This is a genomic window from Nonomuraea cavernae (assembly GCF_014646355.1).
In the GTDB taxonomy this organism is placed as follows: Bacteria; Actinomycetota; Actinomycetes; order Streptosporangiales; family Streptosporangiaceae; genus Nonomuraea; species Nonomuraea cavernae.
Genome location: NZ_BMNH01000020.1, coordinates 45,795 through 66,569, shown reverse-complemented (window position 1 = coordinate 66,569; position 20,775 = coordinate 45,795). Strand labels below are relative to the sequence as shown.

Here is a 20,775-nt window from a genome sequence, read left to right as displayed (position 1 = left end):
GCGTTCACTTCCCGCGGTCGGGTTCGCTCTGGTCTCGTACGCGCCTGCCGTCGTGGCGGACGACGGACAGGTGGATGCTGCCGTCGTGGTACTCGTGCCGGATCCGGCGACAGCCGCAGTCGAAGAACTGGTCGCGGATCACCAGGCCGTAGCCGTCGTCGTCGAACAGGCGTTCACCGCCGGACCTCTTCCCGCAGGGGGCCGTCTCGGGGGCGAAGGGGGTCTTCGTGCCTGTCATCGCCGATCTCCTTAGATGGCGGACTTTGGCGAAAATTTGGCGAAACGTCACCTCCACACAAGCACCGTGACCTTCGCCGGGAAAGGGTCAGCCGAGCGTTTCCTTCGGCTCCTTCGGCGCGTGCGGGTAGTGCAGGTCGAAGGCGGGCCGTTCGGAACGGATGGGCGGCATCGAGGTGAAGTTGTGCCGGGGCGGCGGGCAGGACGTGGCCCACTCCAGGGAGTTGCAGTAGCCCCACGGGTCGTCGAGCGTGACCTTGGGCGCGTGGCGGGCCGTCTTCCAGACGTTGTAGAGGAACGGCAGCGTCGAGGCGCCGAGCAGGAACGCGCCCACCGACGAGATCTCGTTGAGCGCGGTGAACCCGTCACCCGGGCTGTAGTCGGCGTAGCGGCGCGGCATGCCGATCGCGCCCAGCCAGTGCTGCACCAGGAACGTGGTGTGGAAGCCGACGAACAGCGTCCAGAAGTGCACCTTGCCGAGCCGGTCGTCGAGCATCTTGCCGGTCATCTTGGGCCACCAGAAGTAGAACCCGGCGAACATCGCGAACACCACGGTGCCGAAGACGACGTAGTGGAAGTGGGCGACGACGAAGTAGGTGTCGCTGATGTGGAAGTCGAGCGGCGGCGAGGCCAGGATCACCCCGGTGAGCCCGCCGAGCAGGAACGTCACCAGGAAGCCGATGGAGAAGAGCATGGGGGTCTCGAAGCTGAGATGGCCCCGCCACATGGTGCCGATCCAGTTGAAGAACTTCACGCCCGTGGGCACCGCGATGAGGAAGGTCATGAAGGAGAAGAACGGCAGCAGCACCTGCCCGGTGGGGAACATGTGGTGCGCCCACACCGTCATCGACAGCCCGGCGATGGCGATGGTCGCCCCCACCAGTCCCATGTACCCGAAGATCGGCTTGCGGCTGAAGACCGGGATGACCTCGGTGATGATGCCGAAGAACGGCAGCGCGATGATGTAGACCTCGGGATGGCCGAAGAACCAGAACAGGTGCTGCCAGAGCAGCGGCCCGCCGTTCTCCGCCAGGAAGACCTGGGTGCCGAGCTTGCGGTCCGACTCGAGCACCAGCAGCGCGGCGGCCAGCACCGGGAAGGCCATCAGCACGAGCATGCTGGTCAGCAGCGTGTTCCAGGTGAACAGCGGTAACCGGAACATCGTCATGCCGGGCGCGCGCATCCCGATGATCGTGGTGACGAAGTTGACCGACCCGAGGATCGTGCCGAGACCCGACAGCGCCAGCCCCATGATCCACAGATCGCCCCCGATGCCGGGCGAGTAGGTGGCCGAGGCGAGCGGCGTGTAGGCGAACCAGCCGAAGTCGGCCGCCCCGCCCGGCGCGGCGAACCCGCCCAGCGCGATCAGCCCGCCGAACAGGAACAGCCAGTACGCGACCGCGTTCAGCCGGGGGAAGGCGACGTCGGGAGCGCCGATCTGCAGCGGCATCACCACGTTGGCGAACCCGGCGAACAACGGGGTCGCGAACAGCAGCAGCATGATCGTGCCGTGCATGGTGAACAGCTGGTTGTACTGCTGCTGGTCGACCAGCTGCATGCCCGGCTGGGCCAGCTCGCCCCTGATCACCATCGCCATGACGCCGGCCACCAGGAAGAACACGAACGACGTGATCAAGTACAGGTAACCGATGACCTTGTGGTCGGTCGTCGACAGCCAGGAGGCGATCACGGTCCCGGTGCGACGCCGTCTGACCTGCTCGATCGAGGTCTCGCGAACAGTGGTCACGGCTTGCTCCCTCCGACTGGAGTGGTGGCCTGCCCCGATTCCCATCCATTTCACGCCAACGATCGCCGCTCGGGAAGCGGTTCGGCGACATTGCCCGTGCCGCGACGCGCCCGACGCGCCGATCTGGGCCATCCACATCGCGAAACCGGTTCCAGGTCCGGTGTCCGCGTCTTCTATCCTTCGTATCCGTACCGATCGGAGGAGAAAGATCTCGTGAACGCCCAGCGCGACTACGCCGACCTCGTCCAGCGTGGCCTCTCGCTCGACCTGACCCGCGGCAAGCCGTCCCCGCGCCAGCTCGATCTCTCCAACGACATGCTCCGGCTGCCGGCCTCCTACCGGGCGGCCGACGGGACCGACGGCCGCAACTACGGCAACCTGCAGGGCCTGGCCGAGCTGCGCGAGCTGTTCGCGCCGCTGCTCCAGGTGCCGGCCGCGCAGCTGGTCGTGGGCGGCAACGCGAGCCTGGCCATGATGCACGACACGGTCGTGCACGCCCTGCTCTCCACCGTCCCCGGCGCCGTCCGCCGCTGGGTGGAGGAGCCGGAGATCACGTTCCTCTGCCCGGTCCCCGGCTACGACCGGCACTTCACCATCTGCGAGCGGCTCGGCATCAGGATGGTGCCGGTGCCGATGGGCGCCGACGGCCCCGACATGGACGTGGTCGAGCGGCTCGTCGCCGCCGACGCGAGCGTCAAGGGCATCTGGTGCGTGCCCAAGTACAGCAACCCCTCCGGCATCGTCTACAGCGACGAGACCGTGCGCCGGCTGGCCGCCATGGAGACCGCCGCGCCCGACTTCCGGATCTTCTGGGACAACGCCTACGCGGTCCACCACCTCACCGACACGCCCGCCGAGCTCGCCGACCTGCTCGCGCTCTGCGCCGAGCACGGCCACGCCGACCGGGCGTTCGTCTACGGCTCCACGTCCAAGGTGACGCTGGCGGGCTCCGGCGTGGCCTTCTTCGGCTCCTCACCGGACAACGTCGCGTGGTTCCTGGCCAACACCGGCAAGCAGTCGATCGGGCCCGACAAGCTCAACCAACTGCGCCACGTGGAGTTCCTGCGCGACGCCGAGGGTGTGGCCGCGCACATGCGGCGGCACGCCGAGCTGATCTGGCCCAAGTTCGAGCTGGTCGACCGGGTCCTGGCCAAGGAGCTGGGCGGGCTCGCCACCTGGACCAGCCCGCGGGGCGGCTACTTCATCAGCCTGGAGGTGCCGCACGCCGGCGAGGTCGTGGCGAAGGCCAAGGCCGCGGGCATCGCGCTCACCCCGGCCGGCGCCACCCACCCCTACGGCACCGACCCCGCCGACAGCACGATCAGGATCGCGCCGACCTACCCCGACCTGGAGGAGCTTGAGCAGGCCATCGCCGGGCTCGCGGTGTGCGTGCGTCTCGTCGCGGAGGAGCGGGGCTGACGGCCGCCGCTCGCGCCGCCCTCCCGCCACACCGGGAGGGCGGTCAGACGCGGGTACGCCGGAAACCGAAGATGTACTCCCTGGTCTCGCTCGGGTGGAACGACACGTCCACGCCCGGCTCGAAGGCGACGTTGTCGCGGCGGCAGTAGTAGAGGCGCTGCCACACGCCGAACGCCTGCTCCCTGGCCGGGGCCTCGGCCAGGTCCCGCTTGCGCGCGCCGTACGAACCGACCACCTGCAGCACGCCGAACAGCCAGAACACCCCGGTCAGGCAGAACGGCGCGAGCAGCACCTCGCCCCAGCCGGTGTCCTTGCCCATCGCGATCACCAGCGAGACCACCAGGTGGACCAGGGCGGCGATGATGAGCAGCACCCAGCCCTGGTTGCGGACCCACGGCGTGTAGTGACGGCTCGGGAACGACAGCCACACCGCGAGCTGCGTGCGGCTCATCAGCCGCTTGGAGGCGCCCAGTGACGCCGCCGTGGGCAGGTCGGCGATGTCGCGCTCGCCGGGCAGCCGGACGCGCCCGATCCGGTACGTGGTGCCCTCGGCCACGGTCCCCGGCACGGAAGCGACCTGGTCAGCATGGGCGCACATCGGGCACATCACTTTCACCCGGGCAGTCTGGCCTTAAGCACCGGTCCACGCAAACCATAGGCTTCTATCTGTGAGACCGATGGAAATCCTGGCGAACGCCCTGCCCGCCGGCCGCGTCCTGACCGACCCCGACGTGACCGGCTCCTACGCTCGTGACCGCACGTTCGTCGAGCCCGGCAAGCCCCTGGGCGTGGTGCTCGCCACCTCCCGTGACGACGTGGTCACCACGCTCCGGTGGGCCACGGAGCACCGGGTGCCCGTGGTGCCGCGCGGCGCGGGCACCGGCCTGGCCGGGGCCGCCACGGCGACGGACGGCGCGATCGTCCTGTCGCTGGCCAGGATGACCGCGATCAGGGAGCTCTCCCCCGCCGACGAGATCGCCGTGGTCGAGCCCGGCGTGATCACCGCCGACCTCGACCGGGCGGCCAGGGAGCACGGGCTCATGTACGCGCCGGATCCGTCGTCGTACGAGATCTCCACGATCGGCGGCAACCTGGCGACCAACGCGGGCGGGCTGCGCTGCGTGAAGTACGGCGTGACCCGGGACTCGGCGCTCGGCCTGGAGGTCGTGCTGGCCGACGGGCGGATCCTGGACACCGGCCGGCGCACCATGAAGGGCGTCACGGGCTACGACCTGACCGGGCTGTTCGTCGGCTCCGAGGGCACGCTCGGCGTGATCACCGCGGCCACGGTACGGCTGCGCCCGGCGCCGGCCGCGCCGCCCGCGACGTTCGCCGCGGAGTTCGGCTCGCTCCGCGACGCGGGCGCGGCGGTTTCGGCGATCATGGCGGCCGGCTGCCAGCCGTCGCTGATGGAGTTGCTCGACCGCGCCACGCTGGAGGCGATCGACGACTGGCGCAACATCGGCCTGGAGCCCGGCACGAACGCCATGCTGATCGGCCAGTCCGACGCGTCCGACTCCGAGGTCGCGGTGCGGCGGATGGAGGAGCTCTGCATGGACAACGGCGCGTCGTTCGTCGCCGTCTCCTCCAGCCCGCAGGAGACCGAGGAGCTGATCGGCCTGCGCAGGATGGCCTACCAGGCCAAGGAGCGGCTGGGCGCGTGCCTGGTGGAGGACGTGTGCGTGCCCCGTTCGGTGCTGCCGGACATGATCACCGCGATCGAGGCGGCCGCGGCACGGCACGGCGTGCGGATCTGCACCGTCGCGCACGCCGGCGACGGCAACCTGCACCCGGTCTTCATCTTCGAGCACGGCACGGCCGAGCCGCCTGCCGAGGTCTGGGCGGCGGCCGACGAGGTCTTCACGCACGCTTTGAGGCTCGGCGGCACGCTGACCGGCGAGCACGGCGTCGGGCTGCTCAAGCAGCGGTGGCTGGCGCTGGAGTCCGGGCCGCTCACCCAGGAGGTGCAGCGGGGCATCAAGGCGGTGTTCGACCCGCTGGGGCTGCTCAATCCGGGCAAGGCCATCTGACCCGGTCCTATCTGGGACTGTTTCCGTTTCGAAACACTGACATCCGTCATCAAAACGTGAAAGATTTGGCACGGTCCGGCCACGCACCAATCGTCACGCTGGTAGCGTTTCGCCGCAGCTGTCGATTTGTCATGTGTGGTCTTGGGGGTCCGACGTGAATCAGTACCAGCCGTTGGCGTCGGACGACCCGCAACGGCTGGGGACGTACGATCTCCTCGCCCGGCTGGGCGAAGGCGGCCAGGGGGTCGTCTACCTCGGCAGGAGCGACTCCGGCGAGCAGGTCGCGGTCAAGCTGCTGCACCACGCCTCCGTGGCCGACCCCGAGGCCCGCAGCCGCTTCCTGCGCGAGGTCGCCGTCGCGCAACGGGTCGCCCGGTTCTGCACGGCCCCCGTGCTCAACGCCGACCTGGAGGGCAGCCGGCCGTACATCGTCAGCGAGTACGTCCCCGGCCCGTCGCTGCGCGAGCTGGTCATCAACGAGGGCCCTCGCCGTGGGGCCGCCCTCGAACGGCTGGCGATCAGCACCGCGACCGCGCTGGCCGCGATCCACCGGGCCGGCATCCTGCACCGCGACTTCAAGCCAGCGAACGTGCTCATGGGCCCCGAAGGCCCCGTCGTGATCGACTTCGGCATCGCCCGCGCCCTGGACTCGCCCGGCGCGACCGCCACCGGCATGGCCATGGGGACGCCGTCCTACCTGGCGCCCGAGCAGCTCAGCGGCGCCAGCGTGTCGGGGGCGGCCGACGTCTTCGCCTGGGGCGTCACCATGGTGTACGCCGCCACCGGCAGGCCGGCCTTCGGCGCCGACTCGATCCCGGTGGTGATGCACCGGATCCTGCACGAGCCGCCGCAGCTCGGCGGGATGGAGGGGGCGCTCGCCCAGGTCGTCGGGGCGGCCCTGTCCAAGGACCCCGCGCACCGGCCGTCGGCGGACGAGCTGATCATCCGCCTCACCGGCCAGCCCTTCCCCTCCGCCGTCCTCTCCGGCCCCCAGGCCCCTCCCGCGCAGCCCGGCCCTCAGCCGGTCGGCCCGGGTCCGCAGCCCGTTCCGGGGCAGCCAGGAGGCGCGCACGGCGCAGGTGGCCGGCCGGGGCCGCACGCCCACCCGGGTCAGCCGGTCCACCCTGGCCAGCCGTCCGCACCTGACGGCTCCCTGGCCGCGTGGATGCAATCCGGGGACAGACCTCAGCCTGGCCAGGCAGGCCCCTTCGGCCACCCCGTCGCCCCGAACGGCCCGGTCGGCCCGAACGGCCCGCTCGGCCCGGTCGGCCCCATGACCGCGGGCCCTTCCACGCCCAACGGCCCACACTCCGCCGGAGGCTGGCCGGGCATGGGCGGCCAGCAGCCCCCCTTCGGCCCCGCCTCGGGCGGCGAGCAGGCGCCGACGGCACAGCCACCCGGCCATGCCCCCGCATCGCGCCAAACGCCCAGACAGGCGCCGGCGGCGCAGCAGGCGGCCGGCCACACCCATGCGGCGCAGGGTCCGGGCCATGCCACCGTGGGTCAGCGAACAGCCGGGTACGGTCCTGGGGCCGGGCAGGCGGGCGCCACAGGACAGCCGACCCCTCCTAAGCAGAGGGACGGATCGGCCAAGCAGCGGCGAACGCTGACGTTCGCCCTGACGGGAGCAGCGGCGGCCGCCGTGCTGGTCGTGGTGGGAGCGGTCGTGGTGCAGGCCAACAGCCGGTCCAGCATCGTGCCCGTGGGCAACACCACGCAGGCCACGGCCGACGCCGGCGACGGCACGCCGGCCGACCCGCTGGGCGGCGAGCCGACCCCCGAGGTGCCGTCCGACACCCTCCCCACCCCGAGCCTCGACGAGCCCACGAAGACGAGGAAGACCAAGGCGCCGGCCACCGCCGCGCCCGAGCCGGTCATCGTGTACCCGACGGCCAAGCCCACCACCAGGAAGCCGAGCCCCACCCCGAAGGTCACGAAGACGAAGAAGCCCTCGGACATGGTCGACCCGGACGCCGAGCCCACGGACGCTCCGACTGTCGGCCCGACCGTGCAGCTGACGAAGTCCCGCAGATAGCCACCGCCCCGGCTGCCCGTGGTGCTCCCGCTCCTGGACGTCCGGCTGGAGCCGCCGCATCTGACAGGACGGCGGCTCTCGGGCGGTCGTGACCGGAGTAGGTTCGGAGCATGAGCACTGACGACCGGCGGCCTCCACTCTTCGAGGTCCTCCCGGAGCAGGACGAGCGGCCCGAGCCGATCATCATGCACGCTGCCGAGGGCACGCTGGAGGTGGCGGGCGATCTGACGGCCGAAGAGTTCGAGATCCTCAACGAGCTCAGGCGAGCTGCCCGAAGGCAAGGCTGAGGTTTGGCAACGGAAGGCCGATATCTGGCGATCCGTCTGTACCATGCTGCTTCGATTTACTAGCGCGAAGGGGGCGGCATGGGTGACGGCTACATCGCCGCTGACCGTGAGATCAGGCGGTCCGGGCTGGCCTCGGCGCAGGAGGCCGAGCGCGTCCGCGGTGTGCTGCGCGACGTGCGCGAGGCGTTCGTGGCGGCCGGGCGGCCGATGGGCGACGACCAATACGGCGCCGAGATGGAGAAGAGATTCCCGGTCATGCGCGACGGTGTGATCGATGCCTTCGCCGCCTACATCGACGAGCTCGAAGGGGTCGGCGGCGGGCTGCGCGTGACGGCCGCGAACTACCGGGCGGCTGAGCGGCCGGGGCCCTGACGACGGGTGTGGCTCGACTGGGACATACCTGACTGGGCGCGGCCGTGGGTCGGCTGGGTGGTCGGCATGGACTGGCCCCAGGGCGAGGAGTCCAAGCTGTTCGCGCTGGCCGACGCGCTGGCCCAGGCCGCCTACCGGGTCGCCGACGGCTCCGGCGTCAAGCCTCCTGACCAGGACTCCTGGGACGGTGAGGCGTTCAGAGCCTTCGTCACCAAGGCCTCGGCCAGGGTCGGCCAACGCCAGGCGAAGGTCCTGACCCGCCTGGCGGCCATGGCGACGGAGCTGAACAACCTCGGCGTGCAGGTCCAGTACACCAAGCGGATGATCACCATGTCGATCGGGCTGCTGATCTTCCAGCTGGCCACGCTGCTGCCCTTCCTCCTCAACCCCGCCACGGCGAGCACCGCCACCGCCACCGCGGGCCTGCGCGCCCGCTTCACCCGCGAAGCCATCGCCCAACTGGCCAAGCGACTACTGTTCAACATCGCCCTGTTCGGCGGACTCATGGGCGGAATGGACTATACGTACAATCCACCCAAGACCGGCGCGAGCAGATCGACTGGCAGCAGGTACGCACCTCAATCGGCACCGGCGCGCTCAACGGCATATTCCTGACCGGCGCCACCTGGCTGTCACCCCCACGCCGACTACTCGACCTCATGCTCGCCTCCGGCATAGCAGGCGGCCTCACCGACGCCACCACACAAGCCTTCGACGACCAACCCTTCGACCTGACACGACTCCTCAAAGGCTTCACCTCAGGAGCCATCGGCGCCGCCGACGCCCACTGGGCAAGCTGGAACCCACACTTCGGCAGGCCCAACACCGACACATCCACAGTCGGCACCCACGAACCATCCACCGACTCACCATCCACCACTCCGGCGGAAAACCGTCAGACCACCGCCTCCCAGGACCCCTCCCAGCGAGCCGACCCCGCAACACACACGGGACCGCCACCACGGCCAGCACCATACGGCGACGCGCCGTCACGGACCGCACAAGACGTCGAACCGTCGCCAGGCACCGATCCGCCCCCACGTCCGACAGCAGCCACAGACCCTCGCACCATGCTCGCCCAGCACGAACCACAACAGCACGCGAGCCCCGACGGCGCGCGACAGGCGCAGCAGCCCTCCACCCCGCGTCAGGACCTCGTACCTGGGCCCCGCTCCATCGACAGCCTCCTCAACTGGGGCCCGGAACGGCCCGCCAGCGATCAACCCGCGCCGCCGCACACGTCCCGAACGGTAGCGGCCTCATCTCCGCCGGAGAGCCCATCCCAGCACCTCGCCCCCCAGAGCCGGGAAGCCGGGATCATCGCGGACCTCAGGGACACCACTTCGCCCGGCGCCGATCGCCCCCTGATGGACCCCGCCCAGCGGCTGACCGAGAACCTCAGCGATGTCGCGACCCTGGGCAGGTACGGCGACACCACCGTTGTCATCTTCCGAGACGGGTCGCAGGCACTTGAGCTGACCGGCGAGGCAGCCACCCAAGCGATAGAGGCCGCGCTGACCCGGCGCGCCCTCGGCCTGGACGGCCCCGCCGTCCACCAGACCGCCGACGGCGTCGTCTACCAGGCCCACGGCAGCGACCAACTGCGCGCCGCCCTGACCAGCGGCATCCGCCAGACCGACCTGATGCCGCTCCTCCTGGCGGGGAAAGAAGTGGTGACGTTCAACGACGGCACGCGCGCCATTCGCCACGAGTTCACCACCGTCAAAGAGGCCGACAAGTTCGAGATGCGTGCCAACGCCGCGCACAGCATCAGGGATGGCGTTCCGGGCACCTACCGGGCCGGCCCCACCATTGTCTACGAGCACCGCATCGACCCACCGTACGTGGAGAACAAGGGCGCCGCGCCCGCCGCGCTCCGGCCGGAGCTGGACAGGCGAGCGCTGTACGTCGCACTCACCCGCAACGACGGCTTTCGGGACGGACCGCCCGTGTCGTCGGCGATCCGGCGGAACCCACTCCTGAAGCATGTCGCCTACGTCGGCAAGGCACTGCTCACCGAAGCCGACAGCACCGCGCTGCGCGCTCGATACGAGGCGTTGCGGCCAGAGTTCGAAAGACATGGCCTGACCGCCCACTACGACGAACACCTGAAACTGATCAGCCGCACCGACCCGAACGCGCCGCTCGACCTCGGCCCGCTACACGATTCCTCCCCTCTGACACCCGACTTCCGGGACATGCCCTGGCGACCACCAGACCACCACGCCCGCGCACTGCCACACCTGCTGGAGAGCTCCCATCTGCGCCAGGTCAACGAACTCCTCGCCGAACGCATCGACGACCCGGCGCTCGTCACCGCCGCCGAGTCCATCCTCGGCAGGGCGGACGCCGAGCTCGCCGCCCGGCTCACCACGGAGGGCCACGTCTCGGCGCGCGTGCCCGCCCACTGGCTGCCGCGCTACGTCCGGCCCGGCAGCGAGATCGCCTTCCACGGAATCTTGGAAGGCGTCAACGCACCTAACTTCCTGGGCGACATGCCCAACAGCGTGCGCCTGACCATCAGGGGCGAGTACATCGGAGTGACGGATCTTTCGGGCAAACCCGCCCACGCCGTCTTCCGAGCCGGGGTCCGGCTGAAGGTGGTGGCCCAGCTGGAGTCGTTCGGCGAGCGGCATCTGCTGGTCATGCAGGTGCCCGAGGGCCGCGACATTGACTCGATCGCGATCTCGGAACCGCGAAACAAACCCCGACTCTCCCGGCAGCTGCGCCACCACCTCTTCCAGGACGTCGAGCGGATCCCCGCAGGCGTATGGCTGCGCGACCTCAACAACGCGCACGACATGCAACTGGCCCCTCACGCCCGCGACAGAGTGCCCGTCAACGGCCTCTTCAACGTCGTGGGGCACGGCTCAGAGGACGGCAACTGGATCGGCGCACAACGCCTGGACGCCGACCAGACCGCCTCGCTGCTGTTGCACATGCCCTGGCTGTCGGAGCACGACGTCATCCTGCTCACTAACTGCCATGTTGGCGCGAACCGGCACGCGTTAGAGATCGCCCAGTGGACCGGGCACGTGGTGATCGCCAACGACTCCAAGACCTGGCTGTCGCTGGACGGCTACCTGTCGACGGCCGAGCCGGGGAAACTGGGCAGCAGCGGCCAGTTACGCATCTTCCTCCCGGACGACATAGTTCCCCCCAAGTGATCGACAAGGTCAAGGGACGGTTCCGGCGGTGAGGAGGGCTGACAGAGATGGCTTTCCCTGCTTGGAGCGGACGCGTACGATGGCTGACGTGATCGTCAAGTCTGAGGGGCTGACAGCTCGCGGGCGGCGGACCAGGGCCGCGCTGGTGCGGGCCGGGCGGGAGGCGTTCGACGAGCACGGGTACGAGGCCGCGCGCATCGACGACGTCTGCGCCCGGGCCGGGGTGTCGCACGGCACGTTCTACACCTACTTCGACTCCAAGGAGTCGCTGTTCGGTGAGGTCGCCGGGGCCGTGGTGGGCGAGATGTTCACCGCGAGCATCGTCGGCCCGGCCGCGCCCGGCGACCCCTACACCCGGATCGAGGCCGCCAACCGGCTCTACCTGCGCGCCTGGGCCGCCAACTCGCGGCTGGTCAGGATGCTGGAGCAGGCCGCGCTGACCGAGGACGGCTTCCGCGACCTGCTGCTGGAGCTGCGCGAGGTGTTCGTGCGCCGGGGCGCCGAGGGGCTGCGCCGGCTGCAGGAGCAGGGGCTGGCCGATCCCACCCTCGACCCCAGGCTCACCGCGATCATGCTCGGCGGCATGGTCGAGCACTTCGCGCACGTCTGGCTCGACCTGGGTGAGCGGGCCGACGAGCGGACGGCGGTCGAGTTGCTGACCAAGCTCTGGGCGCGGGCCATCGGCCTGACGTCGGTGTCAACTACGGAGGCGAGCCAGTGATCAGGAGCGAGCTCGACCCGACGGCGGCCGACCATCTCGGGCGGCGGGCGGCGATGCTGGCCAAGCTGGCCGACCTCGACGCCGAGCACGCCAAGGCGGTCGCGGGCGGCGGGGCGAAGTACGTCGAGCGGCACCGCGCGCGGGGCAAGCTGCTGGCCAGGGAGCGCGTCGAGCTGCTCGTCGATCCCGACTCGCCGTTCCTGGAGCTGTCGCCGCTCGCGGCGTGGGGCAGCGACTTCCCGGTGGGCGCCAGCGTGGTCACCGGCATCGGCGTGGTGGAGGGCGTCGAGTGCCTGATCTCGGCGAGCGACCCCACGGTCAGGGGCGGCGCGTCCAACCCGTGGACGCTGCGCAAGTCGCTGCGGGCGTCCGACATCGCGCTGCGCAACCGGCTGCCGTTCATCAACCTGGTGGAGAGCGGCGGCGCGGACCTGCCGACGCAGAAGGAGATCTTCATCCCGGGCGGCCGGATATTTCGCGATCTGACGCGGATGTCGGCGGCCGGGATCCCCACGATCGCGCTCGTGTTCGGCAACTCCACCGCCGGCGGCGCGTACGTGCCCGGCCTGAGCGACCACGTGGTGATGGTGCGCGAGCGAGCCAAGGTGTTCCTGGGCGGCCCGCCGCTGGTCAAGATGGCGACCGGCGAGGAGTCCGACGACGAGTCGCTGGGCGGCGCCGAGATGCACGCGCGCACCAGCGGCCTGGCCGACTGCCTCGCCCTGGACGAGCACGACGCGCTGCGGATCGGCCGGCGGATCGTGCGCTCGCTCAACTGGCGCAAGCGCGGCGTGCAGCCGCTGCCCGTGCGCGAGCCCGCCTACCCGGCGGAGGAACTGCTGGGCATCGTGCCCGAGGATCTGAGGATCCCGTTCGACCCCCGCGAGGTGATCGCGCGGATCGTGGACGGGAGCGAGTTCGAGGAGTTCAAGCCGGTCTACGGGACGTCCCTGGTCACCGGGTGGGCCACCCTGCACGGCTATCCGGTGGGCATCCTGGCCAACGCGCGGGGCGTGCTGTTCAGCGAGGAGTCGCAGAAGGCGACCCAGTTCATCCAGCTGGCCGACCAGTCGCGCACGCCGCTGCTGTTCCTGCAGAACACGACCGGCTACATGGTCGGCAAGGAGTACGAGCAGGGCGGCATCATCAAGCACGGCGCGATGATGATCAACGCCGTGTCCAACTCGACGGTGCCGCACCTGACCGTGGTGATGGGCGCCTCGTACGGAGCGGGCAACTACGGGATGTGCGGGCGGGCCTACGATCCGCGCTTCCTGTTCAGCTGGCCCAGCGCGAAGTCGGCCGTGATGGGGCCCGCGCAGCTGGCCGGAGTGCTGTCGATCGTCGGGCGGGCCTCGGCCCAGGCCCGAGGGCAGGTCTACGACGAGGAGGCCGACGCGGCGATGCGGGCGATGGTGGAGGCGCAGATCGAGGCGGAGTCGCTGCCGTTCTTCCTGTCCGGGCGGCTCTACGACGACGGGGTGATCGATCCCCGCGACACCCGGACGGTGCTGGGGATGTGCCTGTCGGCGATCAACAGCGCCCCGGTGCCGGAGGCGGCGGGATTCGGGGTGTTCCGGCCATGACCACTCCTCCCACGAACACCCCCGTGAACACTCCTCCCGAGACCGCTCCTGTCGCCATCGCTCCTGTCGCCATCACGCGCCTGCTGGTGGCCAACCGGGGAGAGATCGCCCGGCGGATCTTCCGCACCTGCCGCGCGCTCGGCATCGAGACCGTGGCCGTGCACTCCGACGCCGACGCCTCCGCGCCGCACGTGGCCGAGGCCGACTACGCGGTGCGTCTCGACGGCGTGCTGCCCGCCGAGACGTACCTCGCCATCCCGAAAATCATGGCGGCCTGCCGGGCCGCCGGCGCCGACGCGGTGCACCCGGGCTACGGGTTCCTGTCGGAGAACGCCGCCTTCGCGCAGGAGGTGCTGGACGCGGGGCTGGTGTGGGTGGGGCCGCCGCCCTCGGCGATCGCCGCGATGGGTTCGAAGATCGAGGCGAAGCGGCTGATGAGGGAGGCGGGGGTGCCCGTGCTGCCGTCGCTGCCGCCCGAGGGGCCGGCCGGCGCGCCGGACTGGGAGTATCCCGTGCTGGTGAAGGCGTCCGCCGGAGGCGGCGGGCGCGGCATGCGCGTGGTGCGGGCGGCGGCCGATCTCGAACGCGAGGTCGCGTCCGCGCGGCGCGAGGCCGAGGCCGCGTTCGGCGACGGGTCGGTGTTCGTGGAGCCGCTGCTGGAACGGGCCCGGCACGTGGAGGTGCAGATCCTCGCCGACCGGCACGGGCACGTCTGGGCGCTCGGCGAGCGCGAGTGCAGCATCCAGCGCCGGCACCAGAAGATCGTGGAGGAGTGCCCGTCGCCCGGGATCGGCGACGAGACGCGGGCCCTGCTGCTGGAGGCCGCGGTCAGGGCCGCCCGGACGATCGGGTACGTGGGTGCCGGGACGGTGGAGTTCCTGGTGCGGGACGACCAGGTGGCGTTCCTGGAGATGAACACCCGGCTCCAGGTGGAGCACCCCGTAACCGAGCTGGTCTACGGGGTCGATCTCGTCCGGCTGCAGTTGGAGGTCGCCGAGGGGGCCGCGCTGCCGGACGGGCCGCCGGAGCCGCGCGGGCACGCGATCGAGGTCCGGCTGTACGCCGAGGACCACGACCACCTGCCCCAGACGGGGGTGCTGCGGCGCTTCGAGATCCCGGGTGACGTCCGCGTCGACTCGGGGGTGGAGTCAGGCTCGGTGGTCTCGCCGTACTACGACGCGATGCTGGCCAAGGTGATCGCGTACGGGGCCGGGCGCGACGAGGCCGTGCGGAAGCTCGCGGCGGCCCTGCGGCGCGCGAAGCTGCACGGGGTGACCACGAACCGCGAGCTGCTGGTCAGCATCCTGAAAAATCCCGAGTTCCGGGCGGGCAACACGCACACCGGTTTCCTCGACGAACACCGGGAGGCGCTGGTCGGGGGACGGCCCGAGGCCCCGCGTTCCGCGCGGCCCACGCCACCGGGCCTGCTCGCCCCGGCCGAGCCGGTCAGGCCGGTCGAGCCGGTCGAGCTGTCCGTTCTGGCCGCCGCGCTCGCCATGGCCGCCGCCAACCGCGGCCGGGCCAGGGTGCTGGGCAGTCTGCCCGGCGGCTGGCGCAACGTCCGGTCGCAGCCGCACGTCGCCAGGTTCGAGGAGGCCGAGGTCGTCTACCAGCCGCTTCCCGACGGCGTCACGCTCGTCGCCGCCGAGCCCCACCGGGTCGTCCTGGAACACGACGGCGTCCGGCACACCTTCGACGTCGCCCAGTACGGGCGCCCGCACGGCGGCCCACACGGCGCCCCACACGACGGGCCACACGACGGGCCACACGACGGGCCACACGACGGGCCACCGTGTGGGCCACACGGCGGGCCACCTGACGACTCGCACGACGAGAAGGTGTACGTCGACTCCCCCGCCGGGTCCGTCGCGCTGACCCCGGTGCCGAGGCTGCCCGAGCCGGTCGCGCACGTGGCCCCGGGATCCCTGCTCGCCCCCATGCCCGGTAGCGTGCTGCGCGTCGAGGTCGAGCCGGGTGACCGCGTCGTCAAGGGCCGGCCGGTGCTCGTCCTGGAGGCGATGAAGATGGAGCACCGGATAACCGCGCCGGCGGACGGGGTCGTCTCCGACGTACGCGTGGAGAAGGGCCGGCAGGTCGAGGCGGGAGAGGTGCTGGCGATCATCGAGGAGATCACCCAGGAGAGGGAAGCATGACACGGCTGGTGCACCAGGAGCTCGTGAACGGCGTGGCGACGATCACGCTCGACTCGCCGCCCAACCGCAACGCGCTGTCCGTACGGCTGCTGAGCGACCTGAAGGACCGGCTGGACTGGGCGCTGGCCGAGCCCGAGGCGCGGGTCATCGTGCTGACCGGCACCGGCAAGGTCTTCTGCTCCGGCGCCGACCTGAAGGAGCAGCGGGCCGACCCGGCCTCGGGCGCGGCGGGGGCGCCGGTGACCGCGTCGTTCCCCGAGATCCTCACGCTCATCTGGGAGAGCCCGAAGCCGGTCATCTGCCGGCTCAACGGCACGGCCCGGGCGGGCGGGCTCGGCCTGGTCGCCGCGTGCGACCTGTCGATCGCGCCGCTGACCGCCTCGTTCGCCTTCACCGAGGTGCGCCTGGGCGTGGTGCCCGCGATGATCGCGGTGCCCGTGCTGCGCCGGCTGGACTCCAGGGCGGCGGCCGAATACTTCCTGACCGGTGAGGTGTTCGACGCCGCCAGGGCCGTGCAGATCGGGCTGCTGACGCGGGCCGTGCCCGAGGAGGAGCTCGACGCGACGACCGCCCGCTACGCCGAGCTGCTGGCCAGGGGCGGCCCCGAGGCGCTCGCCATCACGAAGAGGCTGATCAGGGACCTTCCGGAGGTGCCGTTCGAGGAGGGGCTGCGGCAGATGGCGGAGCTGTCAGCCGAGCGCTTCACCTCCGAGGAGGGCCAGGAGGGCATCGCGGCCTTCATGCAGAAGCGTCCCCCGTCGTGGGTCCCTCCGGCCCTGTGAGGAGCAGCCATGTCCACCAGCGCGGCAGGTGACCGGGGATCGGCGCGGGCGCCGTTGCGCGTCGCCAACTGCAGCGGCTTCTACGGCGACCGGCTGTCGGCGGCGCGCGAGCAGGTGGAGGGCGGCCCGATCGACGTGCTCACCGGCGACTGGCTGGCCGAGCTGACCATGCTCATCCTGGCCGGCAACCGCCTCAAGGGGCGTCCCGGCTACGCGACGACGTTCCTGAGGCAGCTCGAAGACGTCCTGGGGACGTGTCTCGACCGGGGCATCAAGATCGTGGCCAACGCCGGCGGGCTCGACCCGGCCGGATGCGCGCAGGCCGTGCGCGAGCTGGCCGCCGGGCTGGGCCTGTCGCCCAGGATCGCCCACGTGACCGGCGACGACCTCACCGGCCGCGACCTCGACCTGGTCAACGCCGACACGGGTGAGCGGCTGAGCGCCACCCCGCTCACCGCCAACGCCTACCTGGGCGGCCGCCCGATCGCGACCGCCCTGTCGGCGGGCGCCGACGTCGTGGTGACCGGCCGCGTGACCGACGCCGCCCTGGTGACGGGGCCCGGCATCTGGTGGCACGGCTGGCGGCCCGGCGACCTCGACGCCCTGGCCGGCTCGGTCGTGGCGGGCCACGTCATCGAGTGCGGCTGCCAGGCCACGGGCGGCAACTACGCCTTCTTCCAGGACGTGCCCGACCTCGCGCACTGTGGCTTCCCCATCGCCGAGCTGCACGCCGACGGCTCCTCCGTCATCACCAAGCACCCCGGCACCGGCGGCCTGGTCTCGACCGGCACGGTCACGGCCCAGCTGATGTACGAGATCGCCGGCCCCCGCTACCTGGGCCCGGACGTGACGGCCAGGTTCGACACGATCGTCCTGTCCGACGACGGCCCCGACCGCGTCCGGATCTCCGGCGTGCGCGGTGAGCCGCCGCCCGGCACGCTCAAGGTCGCGGTCAACCACCTGGGCGGCTACCGCAACACGATGACCCTGGTGCTCACCGGGCTCGATCTCCCGGCCAAGGCCCGGCTGGCCGAGGAGGCCATCTGGGCCAGGGTGCCGCGCGACTCGTTCGACCAGGTCGACGTCACCCTCACCGACTCGGGGCTGCTGCGGATCACCGTCATGGACGCCGACCGCCGCCGGGCCGGTCGCGCCTTCTCCGCCGCCGTGGTGGAGACGGGGCTGGCCAGCTATCCGGGGTTCTACGGTCTCAACCCGCCGGGCGACGCGTCGCCGTACGGGGTCTACTGGCCGGTGCTCGTCCCGGCGGGCGAGGTGCAGCCCGAGGTCTTCCTGGACGGTGAGCCGCTCACCTCCGCCGTCCCGGTACCCGACGCCGCTCCCGCCGCCAGTGCGTCCGACGTCCCGGTACCCGACGCCGCTCCCGCTGCCGGGACGTCCGACGGCCCTGCCCCGCCTCCGGACGCGCCGCTTCCGAACCCTCCGGCCGGCCGGACCCTCGACGTGCCGCCCGGCCAGACCGTCTTCGTCCCGTGCGGCCGTACGGTCGAGGTGCCGCTGGGGCGCGTCGCGGGGGCCCGCTCGGGCGACAAGGGCGGCAACGCCAACCTGGGCGTCTGGGTGCGCACGACCGAGCAGTACACCTGGCTCGCCGGGCACCTCACCGCCGACCGGCTGCGGGAGCTGCTGCCCGGCCTGGCCGGGCACCGGATCGACCGCTACGAGTTCCCCAACCTCAACGCCCTGAACTTCGTCGTCCACGGCCTGCTCGGCCGGGGTGTGGCGGCCAGCCCCCGGATGGACCCTCAGGCCAAGGCCCTGGGCGAGGAGCTCCGTGCCCGGCCCGTCGCCCTGCCGGAGGAGCTGCTGCCGTAAAGGCCGCTATACCTGCACAAATCTGTTTGAACGGGTCGGAACGAATGCTGCAGGATGGCGCGCATGAACATCCGCCGCCTCACCGCCGACGACCTCGACGACTGCGCCCGCCTGGCCAAGGACCGTGACTGGCCGCCCGAGCGGCACAAGTGGGCGCTGCTGCTGGAGGTCGGCGAGGGTTACGGCATCGACGCCGACGACGGTGACGGGCTGGCGGCGACCAACGTCATGACCCGTTACGGCGACGACCACGCCGTGATCAGCATGGTGCTGACCGCGTCCCGCTACGCCCGGCGGGGGCTGGGCCGCGCGCTGATGGAGCACGTGCTGGAGCGGGCGGACGACCGGACCGTCTCGCTGCACGCGACCGAGAACGGCCGCCCCCTGTACGAACGCCTCGGTTTCCGCACGGTGAGCCGGGTCGCCATGCGCACCGGCGTCTTCCGGGGCGAGCCGTCGGGCGCGACCCGTCCCGCCACCGAGGACGACCTCGGCGAGATCCTGGCGCTCGACGCCGAGGTGTTCGGCACCGACCGGTCGCGGCTGCTGCGCCGGATGTTCGGCTTCGGTGAGCAGGTGCGGATCGCCGACGGCGGCTTCGGTCACTGCTGGCGCAACGACCACAACGTGGTCCTCGGCCCCGTCGTGGCCCGCGACCTGGCGACCGCCCAGGCGCTGATCGGCGATCTGGCGCTGCACGCCGGCGGCACGGTGCGGATGGACCTCGATCTGGCTCAGGAGGAGCTGGCCGGGTGGGCCGGGCGGCACGGCATGGGCGAGCCTTGGGAGGTCTCGCTCATGGTGCGCGACGGTGACCCGCCTGGCGACCGGAGCCGTCAGTTCCTGCCGTTCATGCAAGCTCTGGGTTGACCGTGTCGGCGCGGCTCTCGTAGGGTCGCGACTAGAATATCATTCGGTCCTGAAGGACGGCCATGACCTCCACCCACATCGACGTCAACGCCATCGACCTCGGCGGGCTCGGCGCGTGGATGGACGCCAAGGGCCTGCCCGGCGGCCCGATCACCGGCACCGCTCCGGTCGCGGGCGGCACCCAGAACGTCATGGTCCGCTTCGAGCGCGGCGGCAGCACCTACATCCTGCGCAGGCCCCCTCAGCACGCCCGGCGCAAGAGCAACGAGGTGCTGCGCCGCGAGGCGCGGCTGCTCGCGGCGCTGCGCGACACGCGGGTGCCCGCGCCGCGACTGGTGGCCGCGCAGACCGAGCACGAGCCGGTCTTCTATCTGATGGAGCCGGTCGACGGGTTCAACCCGTCGCTCGGGCTGCCCGACCCGCACGCCTCCGACCCGGCCATCAGGCACCGGATGGGGCTGGAGGCCGCGGCGGCGCTGGCCGAGCTGGGCCGGGTCGACCCCGGCGTGCTGCCCGGCTTCGGCCGGCCGGACGGCTTCCTCGAACGGCAGGTGCCGCGCTGGCTGGGCGAGCTCGACTCCTACGGCCGGCTCGACGGCTATCCCGGCCCTGACATCCCCCACCTGGCCGAGACGGCCGGCTGGCTGGAACGCCACCGCCCGGCGACGTTCACCCCGGGCGTCATGCACGGCGACTACCACTTCGCCAACCTGATGTTCGCCCACGACAGCCCCCGGGTGGCCGCGATCGTCGACTGGGAGATGTCCACGATCGGCGATCCCCTGCTCGACCTCGGCTGGCTGGTGGCCATGTGGCCCGCCAACGACGGTCACGTGCCGGGGCTGCCGTCGCCACGGGAGATCGTCGACTGCTACGGCGCCCTGTCCGAGCGCGACCTGTCCGCCCTCGACTGGTACGCCGTCCTCGCCTGCTTCAAGCTCGGCATCGTCCTGGAGGGCACCCACGCGCGCGCCTTCGCCGGCCAGGCGCCCAAGGAGATCGGGGACCTGCTGCACACCACCACGCTCACCCTGTTCGGCCGGGCCCGGCAGATCATGGACGGGCTGCTCGACGAGGGCTGACCCGCGCCGGGCACGGGATCGACCAGAACAGTCAGATTCCAGAAAACTCACCATATATACCGATTTTTCATGAAACGATCACGTATGCCCTGAGAAGCCGTACAATTGCGCGCAATTGCAGTTGTCATCGGGGAAGGAATGTCCATGCGTATGCGGTTCCTCGGCTCCACCTCGGAGGCGGGCGCCTGCCCCACCCTGTACGAAACCGATCGCGGCACCATCGTCGTGCAGGGACTTCAGCTCACCGACCCTCAGGCACTCGCCGACCTGCGCGACGTGCTCGACGGCGAGACCGCGGTCGAAGTGCCCCGCGAGCTCATCACCGAGATCGCCCGCCGGGTGCTGCCCGACGGCTCGGCGACCATGTGGCCCGCCCACCCCTCCCCACCTACAGCGATGGGTTAGTCACAATTGCGCGACTGCCCCTGGCATGATCCACCCAAGCGGGTCT

18 protein-coding genes are annotated in these 20,775 nt (G+C 71.1%); 15 read left to right on the top strand and 3 right to left on the bottom strand.

Annotated features, from left to right (window positions below):
* Positions 1 to 4: 4 nt before the first annotated feature.
* Both IEY82_RS26880 and ctaD read right to left on the bottom strand, forming a co-directional pair.
* Positions 5 to 238, bottom strand: a complete 234-nt coding sequence (locus tag IEY82_RS26880; RefSeq protein WP_189127013.1) for a hypothetical protein — start codon at positions 236 to 238, stop codon at positions 5 to 7.
* Positions 239 to 325: 87 nt separating this feature from the next.
* Entirely contained in the window at positions 326 to 1,984 is a 1,659-nt protein-coding gene (gene ctaD / locus IEY82_RS26875; RefSeq protein WP_189127012.1) for an aa3-type cytochrome oxidase subunit I, read from the bottom strand.
* A gap of 213 nt (positions 1,985 to 2,197) precedes the next feature.
* On the opposite strand from ctaD, the gene IEY82_RS26870 reads away from it, so the two are divergent.
* The gene (locus IEY82_RS26870) at positions 2,198 to 3,403 is read left to right on the top strand and encodes an aspartate aminotransferase type Ic (RefSeq protein WP_189127011.1); all 1,206 of its coding nucleotides are present in this window, start codon (positions 2,198 to 2,200) and stop codon (positions 3,401 to 3,403) included.
* 43 nt (positions 3,404 to 3,446) lie between these two features.
* Here the strand turns inward: IEY82_RS26870 and IEY82_RS26865 are convergent, their stop codons facing one another.
* A complete protein-coding gene (locus IEY82_RS26865; protein ID WP_189127010.1) occupies positions 3,447 to 3,971 on the bottom strand; it encodes a hypothetical protein in 525 nt (174 codons plus the stop codon).
* A 109-nt stretch (positions 3,972 to 4,080) separates the two neighbouring features.
* On the opposite strand from IEY82_RS26865, the gene IEY82_RS26860 reads away from it, so the two are divergent.
* The 14 genes from IEY82_RS26860 to IEY82_RS26795 all read left to right on the top strand — a co-directional run bounded on the left by IEY82_RS26860 (position 4,081) and on the right by IEY82_RS26795 (position 20,729).
* A complete protein-coding gene (locus IEY82_RS26860) occupies positions 4,081 to 5,433 on the top strand; it encodes an FAD-binding oxidoreductase (RefSeq protein WP_189127077.1) in 1,353 nt (450 codons plus the stop codon).
* 154 nt (positions 5,434 to 5,587) lie between these two features.
* On the top strand, positions 5,588 to 7,468 hold the full coding sequence (locus IEY82_RS39410) for a serine/threonine-protein kinase (RefSeq protein WP_225263807.1): 1,881 nt from the start codon (positions 5,588 to 5,590) through the stop codon (positions 7,466 to 7,468).
* 110 nt (positions 7,469 to 7,578) lie between these two features.
* Positions 7,579 to 7,755: a hypothetical protein gene (locus IEY82_RS26850; RefSeq protein WP_189127009.1), complete on the top strand. Its 177-nt coding sequence runs from the start codon at positions 7,579 to 7,581 to the stop codon at positions 7,753 to 7,755.
* 78 nt (positions 7,756 to 7,833) lie between these two features.
* Positions 7,834 to 8,127: a hypothetical protein gene (locus tag IEY82_RS26845; protein WP_189127008.1), complete on the top strand. Its 294-nt coding sequence runs from the start codon at positions 7,834 to 7,836 to the stop codon at positions 8,125 to 8,127.
* 6 nt (positions 8,128 to 8,133) lie between these two features.
* Positions 8,134 to 8,742 carry a WXG100-like domain-containing protein gene (locus IEY82_RS26840; protein ID WP_443686246.1) on the top strand — a complete coding sequence of 203 codons (609 nt, stop codon included), beginning with the start codon at positions 8,134 to 8,136 and terminating at the stop codon, positions 8,740 to 8,742.
* A gap of 752 nt (positions 8,743 to 9,494) precedes the next feature.
* Positions 9,495 to 11,294: a DUF8616 domain-containing protein gene (locus tag IEY82_RS26835; RefSeq protein WP_189127006.1), complete on the top strand. Its 1,800-nt coding sequence runs from the start codon at positions 9,495 to 9,497 to the stop codon at positions 11,292 to 11,294.
* A gap of 88 nt (positions 11,295 to 11,382) precedes the next feature.
* Complete coding sequence (locus IEY82_RS26830) at positions 11,383 to 12,015, top strand: TetR/AcrR family transcriptional regulator (RefSeq protein ID WP_225263809.1); 633 nt, start codon at positions 11,383 to 11,385, stop codon at positions 12,013 to 12,015.
* A gap of 53 nt (positions 12,016 to 12,068) precedes the next feature.
* Positions 12,069 to 13,601, top strand: a complete 1,533-nt coding sequence (locus tag IEY82_RS26825) for an acyl-CoA carboxylase subunit beta (RefSeq protein ID WP_189127076.1) — start codon at positions 12,069 to 12,071, stop codon at positions 13,599 to 13,601.
* 23 nt (positions 13,602 to 13,624) lie between these two features.
* Entirely contained in the window at positions 13,625 to 15,754 is a 2,130-nt protein-coding gene (locus IEY82_RS26820) for an acetyl/propionyl/methylcrotonyl-CoA carboxylase subunit alpha (RefSeq protein ID WP_229697694.1), read from the top strand.
* Positions 15,751 to 16,536 (top strand): enoyl-CoA hydratase-related protein, encoded by a 786-nt coding sequence (locus IEY82_RS26815; protein ID WP_189127003.1) that lies wholly within the window; start codon positions 15,751 to 15,753, stop codon positions 16,534 to 16,536. Before IEY82_RS26820 ends, IEY82_RS26815 begins: the two co-directional genes overlap by 4 nt.
* A 9-nt stretch (positions 16,537 to 16,545) precedes the next feature.
* A complete protein-coding gene (locus tag IEY82_RS26810) occupies positions 16,546 to 18,372 on the top strand; it encodes an acyclic terpene utilization AtuA family protein (RefSeq protein WP_189127002.1) in 1,827 nt (608 codons plus the stop codon).
* 63 nt (positions 18,373 to 18,435) lie between these two features.
* Entirely contained in the window at positions 18,436 to 19,242 is an 807-nt protein-coding gene (locus IEY82_RS26805) for a GNAT family N-acetyltransferase (RefSeq protein ID WP_225263812.1), read from the top strand.
* Positions 19,243 to 19,304: 62 nt separating this feature from the next.
* Positions 19,305 to 20,324: a phosphotransferase family protein gene (locus IEY82_RS26800; protein WP_189127000.1), complete on the top strand. Its 1,020-nt coding sequence runs from the start codon at positions 19,305 to 19,307 to the stop codon at positions 20,322 to 20,324.
* Positions 20,325 to 20,468: 144 nt separating this feature from the next.
* A complete protein-coding gene (locus tag IEY82_RS26795; RefSeq protein ID WP_189126999.1) occupies positions 20,469 to 20,729 on the top strand; it encodes a hypothetical protein in 261 nt (86 codons plus the stop codon).
* Positions 20,730 to 20,775: the final 46 nt, after the last annotated feature.

Excerpts from the sequence above, each read along its gene's own strand:
- IEY82_RS26880 (WP_189127013.1), bottom strand. The coding sequence starts at position 238 with ATGACAGGCACGAAGACCCCCTTCGCCCCCGAGACGGCCCCCTGCGGG.
- IEY82_RS26860 (WP_189127077.1), top strand. The coding sequence starts at position 4,081 with ATGGAAATCCTGGCGAACGCCCTGCCCGCCGGCCGCGTCCTGACCGAC.
- IEY82_RS26850 (WP_189127009.1), top strand. The coding sequence starts at position 7,579 with ATGAGCACTGACGACCGGCGGCCTCCACTCTTCGAGGTCCTCCCGGAG.
- IEY82_RS26845 (WP_189127008.1), top strand. The coding sequence starts at position 7,834 with ATGGGTGACGGCTACATCGCCGCTGACCGTGAGATCAGGCGGTCCGGG.
- IEY82_RS26835 (WP_189127006.1), top strand. The coding sequence starts at position 9,495 with ATGGACCCCGCCCAGCGGCTGACCGAGAACCTCAGCGATGTCGCGACC.
- IEY82_RS26825 (WP_189127076.1), top strand. The coding sequence starts at position 12,069 with ATGCTGGCCAAGCTGGCCGACCTCGACGCCGAGCACGCCAAGGCGGTC.
- IEY82_RS26815 (WP_189127003.1), top strand. The coding sequence starts at position 15,751 with ATGACACGGCTGGTGCACCAGGAGCTCGTGAACGGCGTGGCGACGATC.
- IEY82_RS26810 (WP_189127002.1), top strand. The coding sequence starts at position 16,546 with ATGTCCACCAGCGCGGCAGGTGACCGGGGATCGGCGCGGGCGCCGTTG.
- IEY82_RS26805 (WP_225263812.1), top strand. The coding sequence starts at position 18,436 with ATGAACATCCGCCGCCTCACCGCCGACGACCTCGACGACTGCGCCCGC.
- IEY82_RS26800 (WP_189127000.1), top strand. The coding sequence starts at position 19,305 with ATGACCTCCACCCACATCGACGTCAACGCCATCGACCTCGGCGGGCTC.
- IEY82_RS26795 (WP_189126999.1), top strand. The coding sequence starts at position 20,469 with ATGCGTATGCGGTTCCTCGGCTCCACCTCGGAGGCGGGCGCCTGCCCC.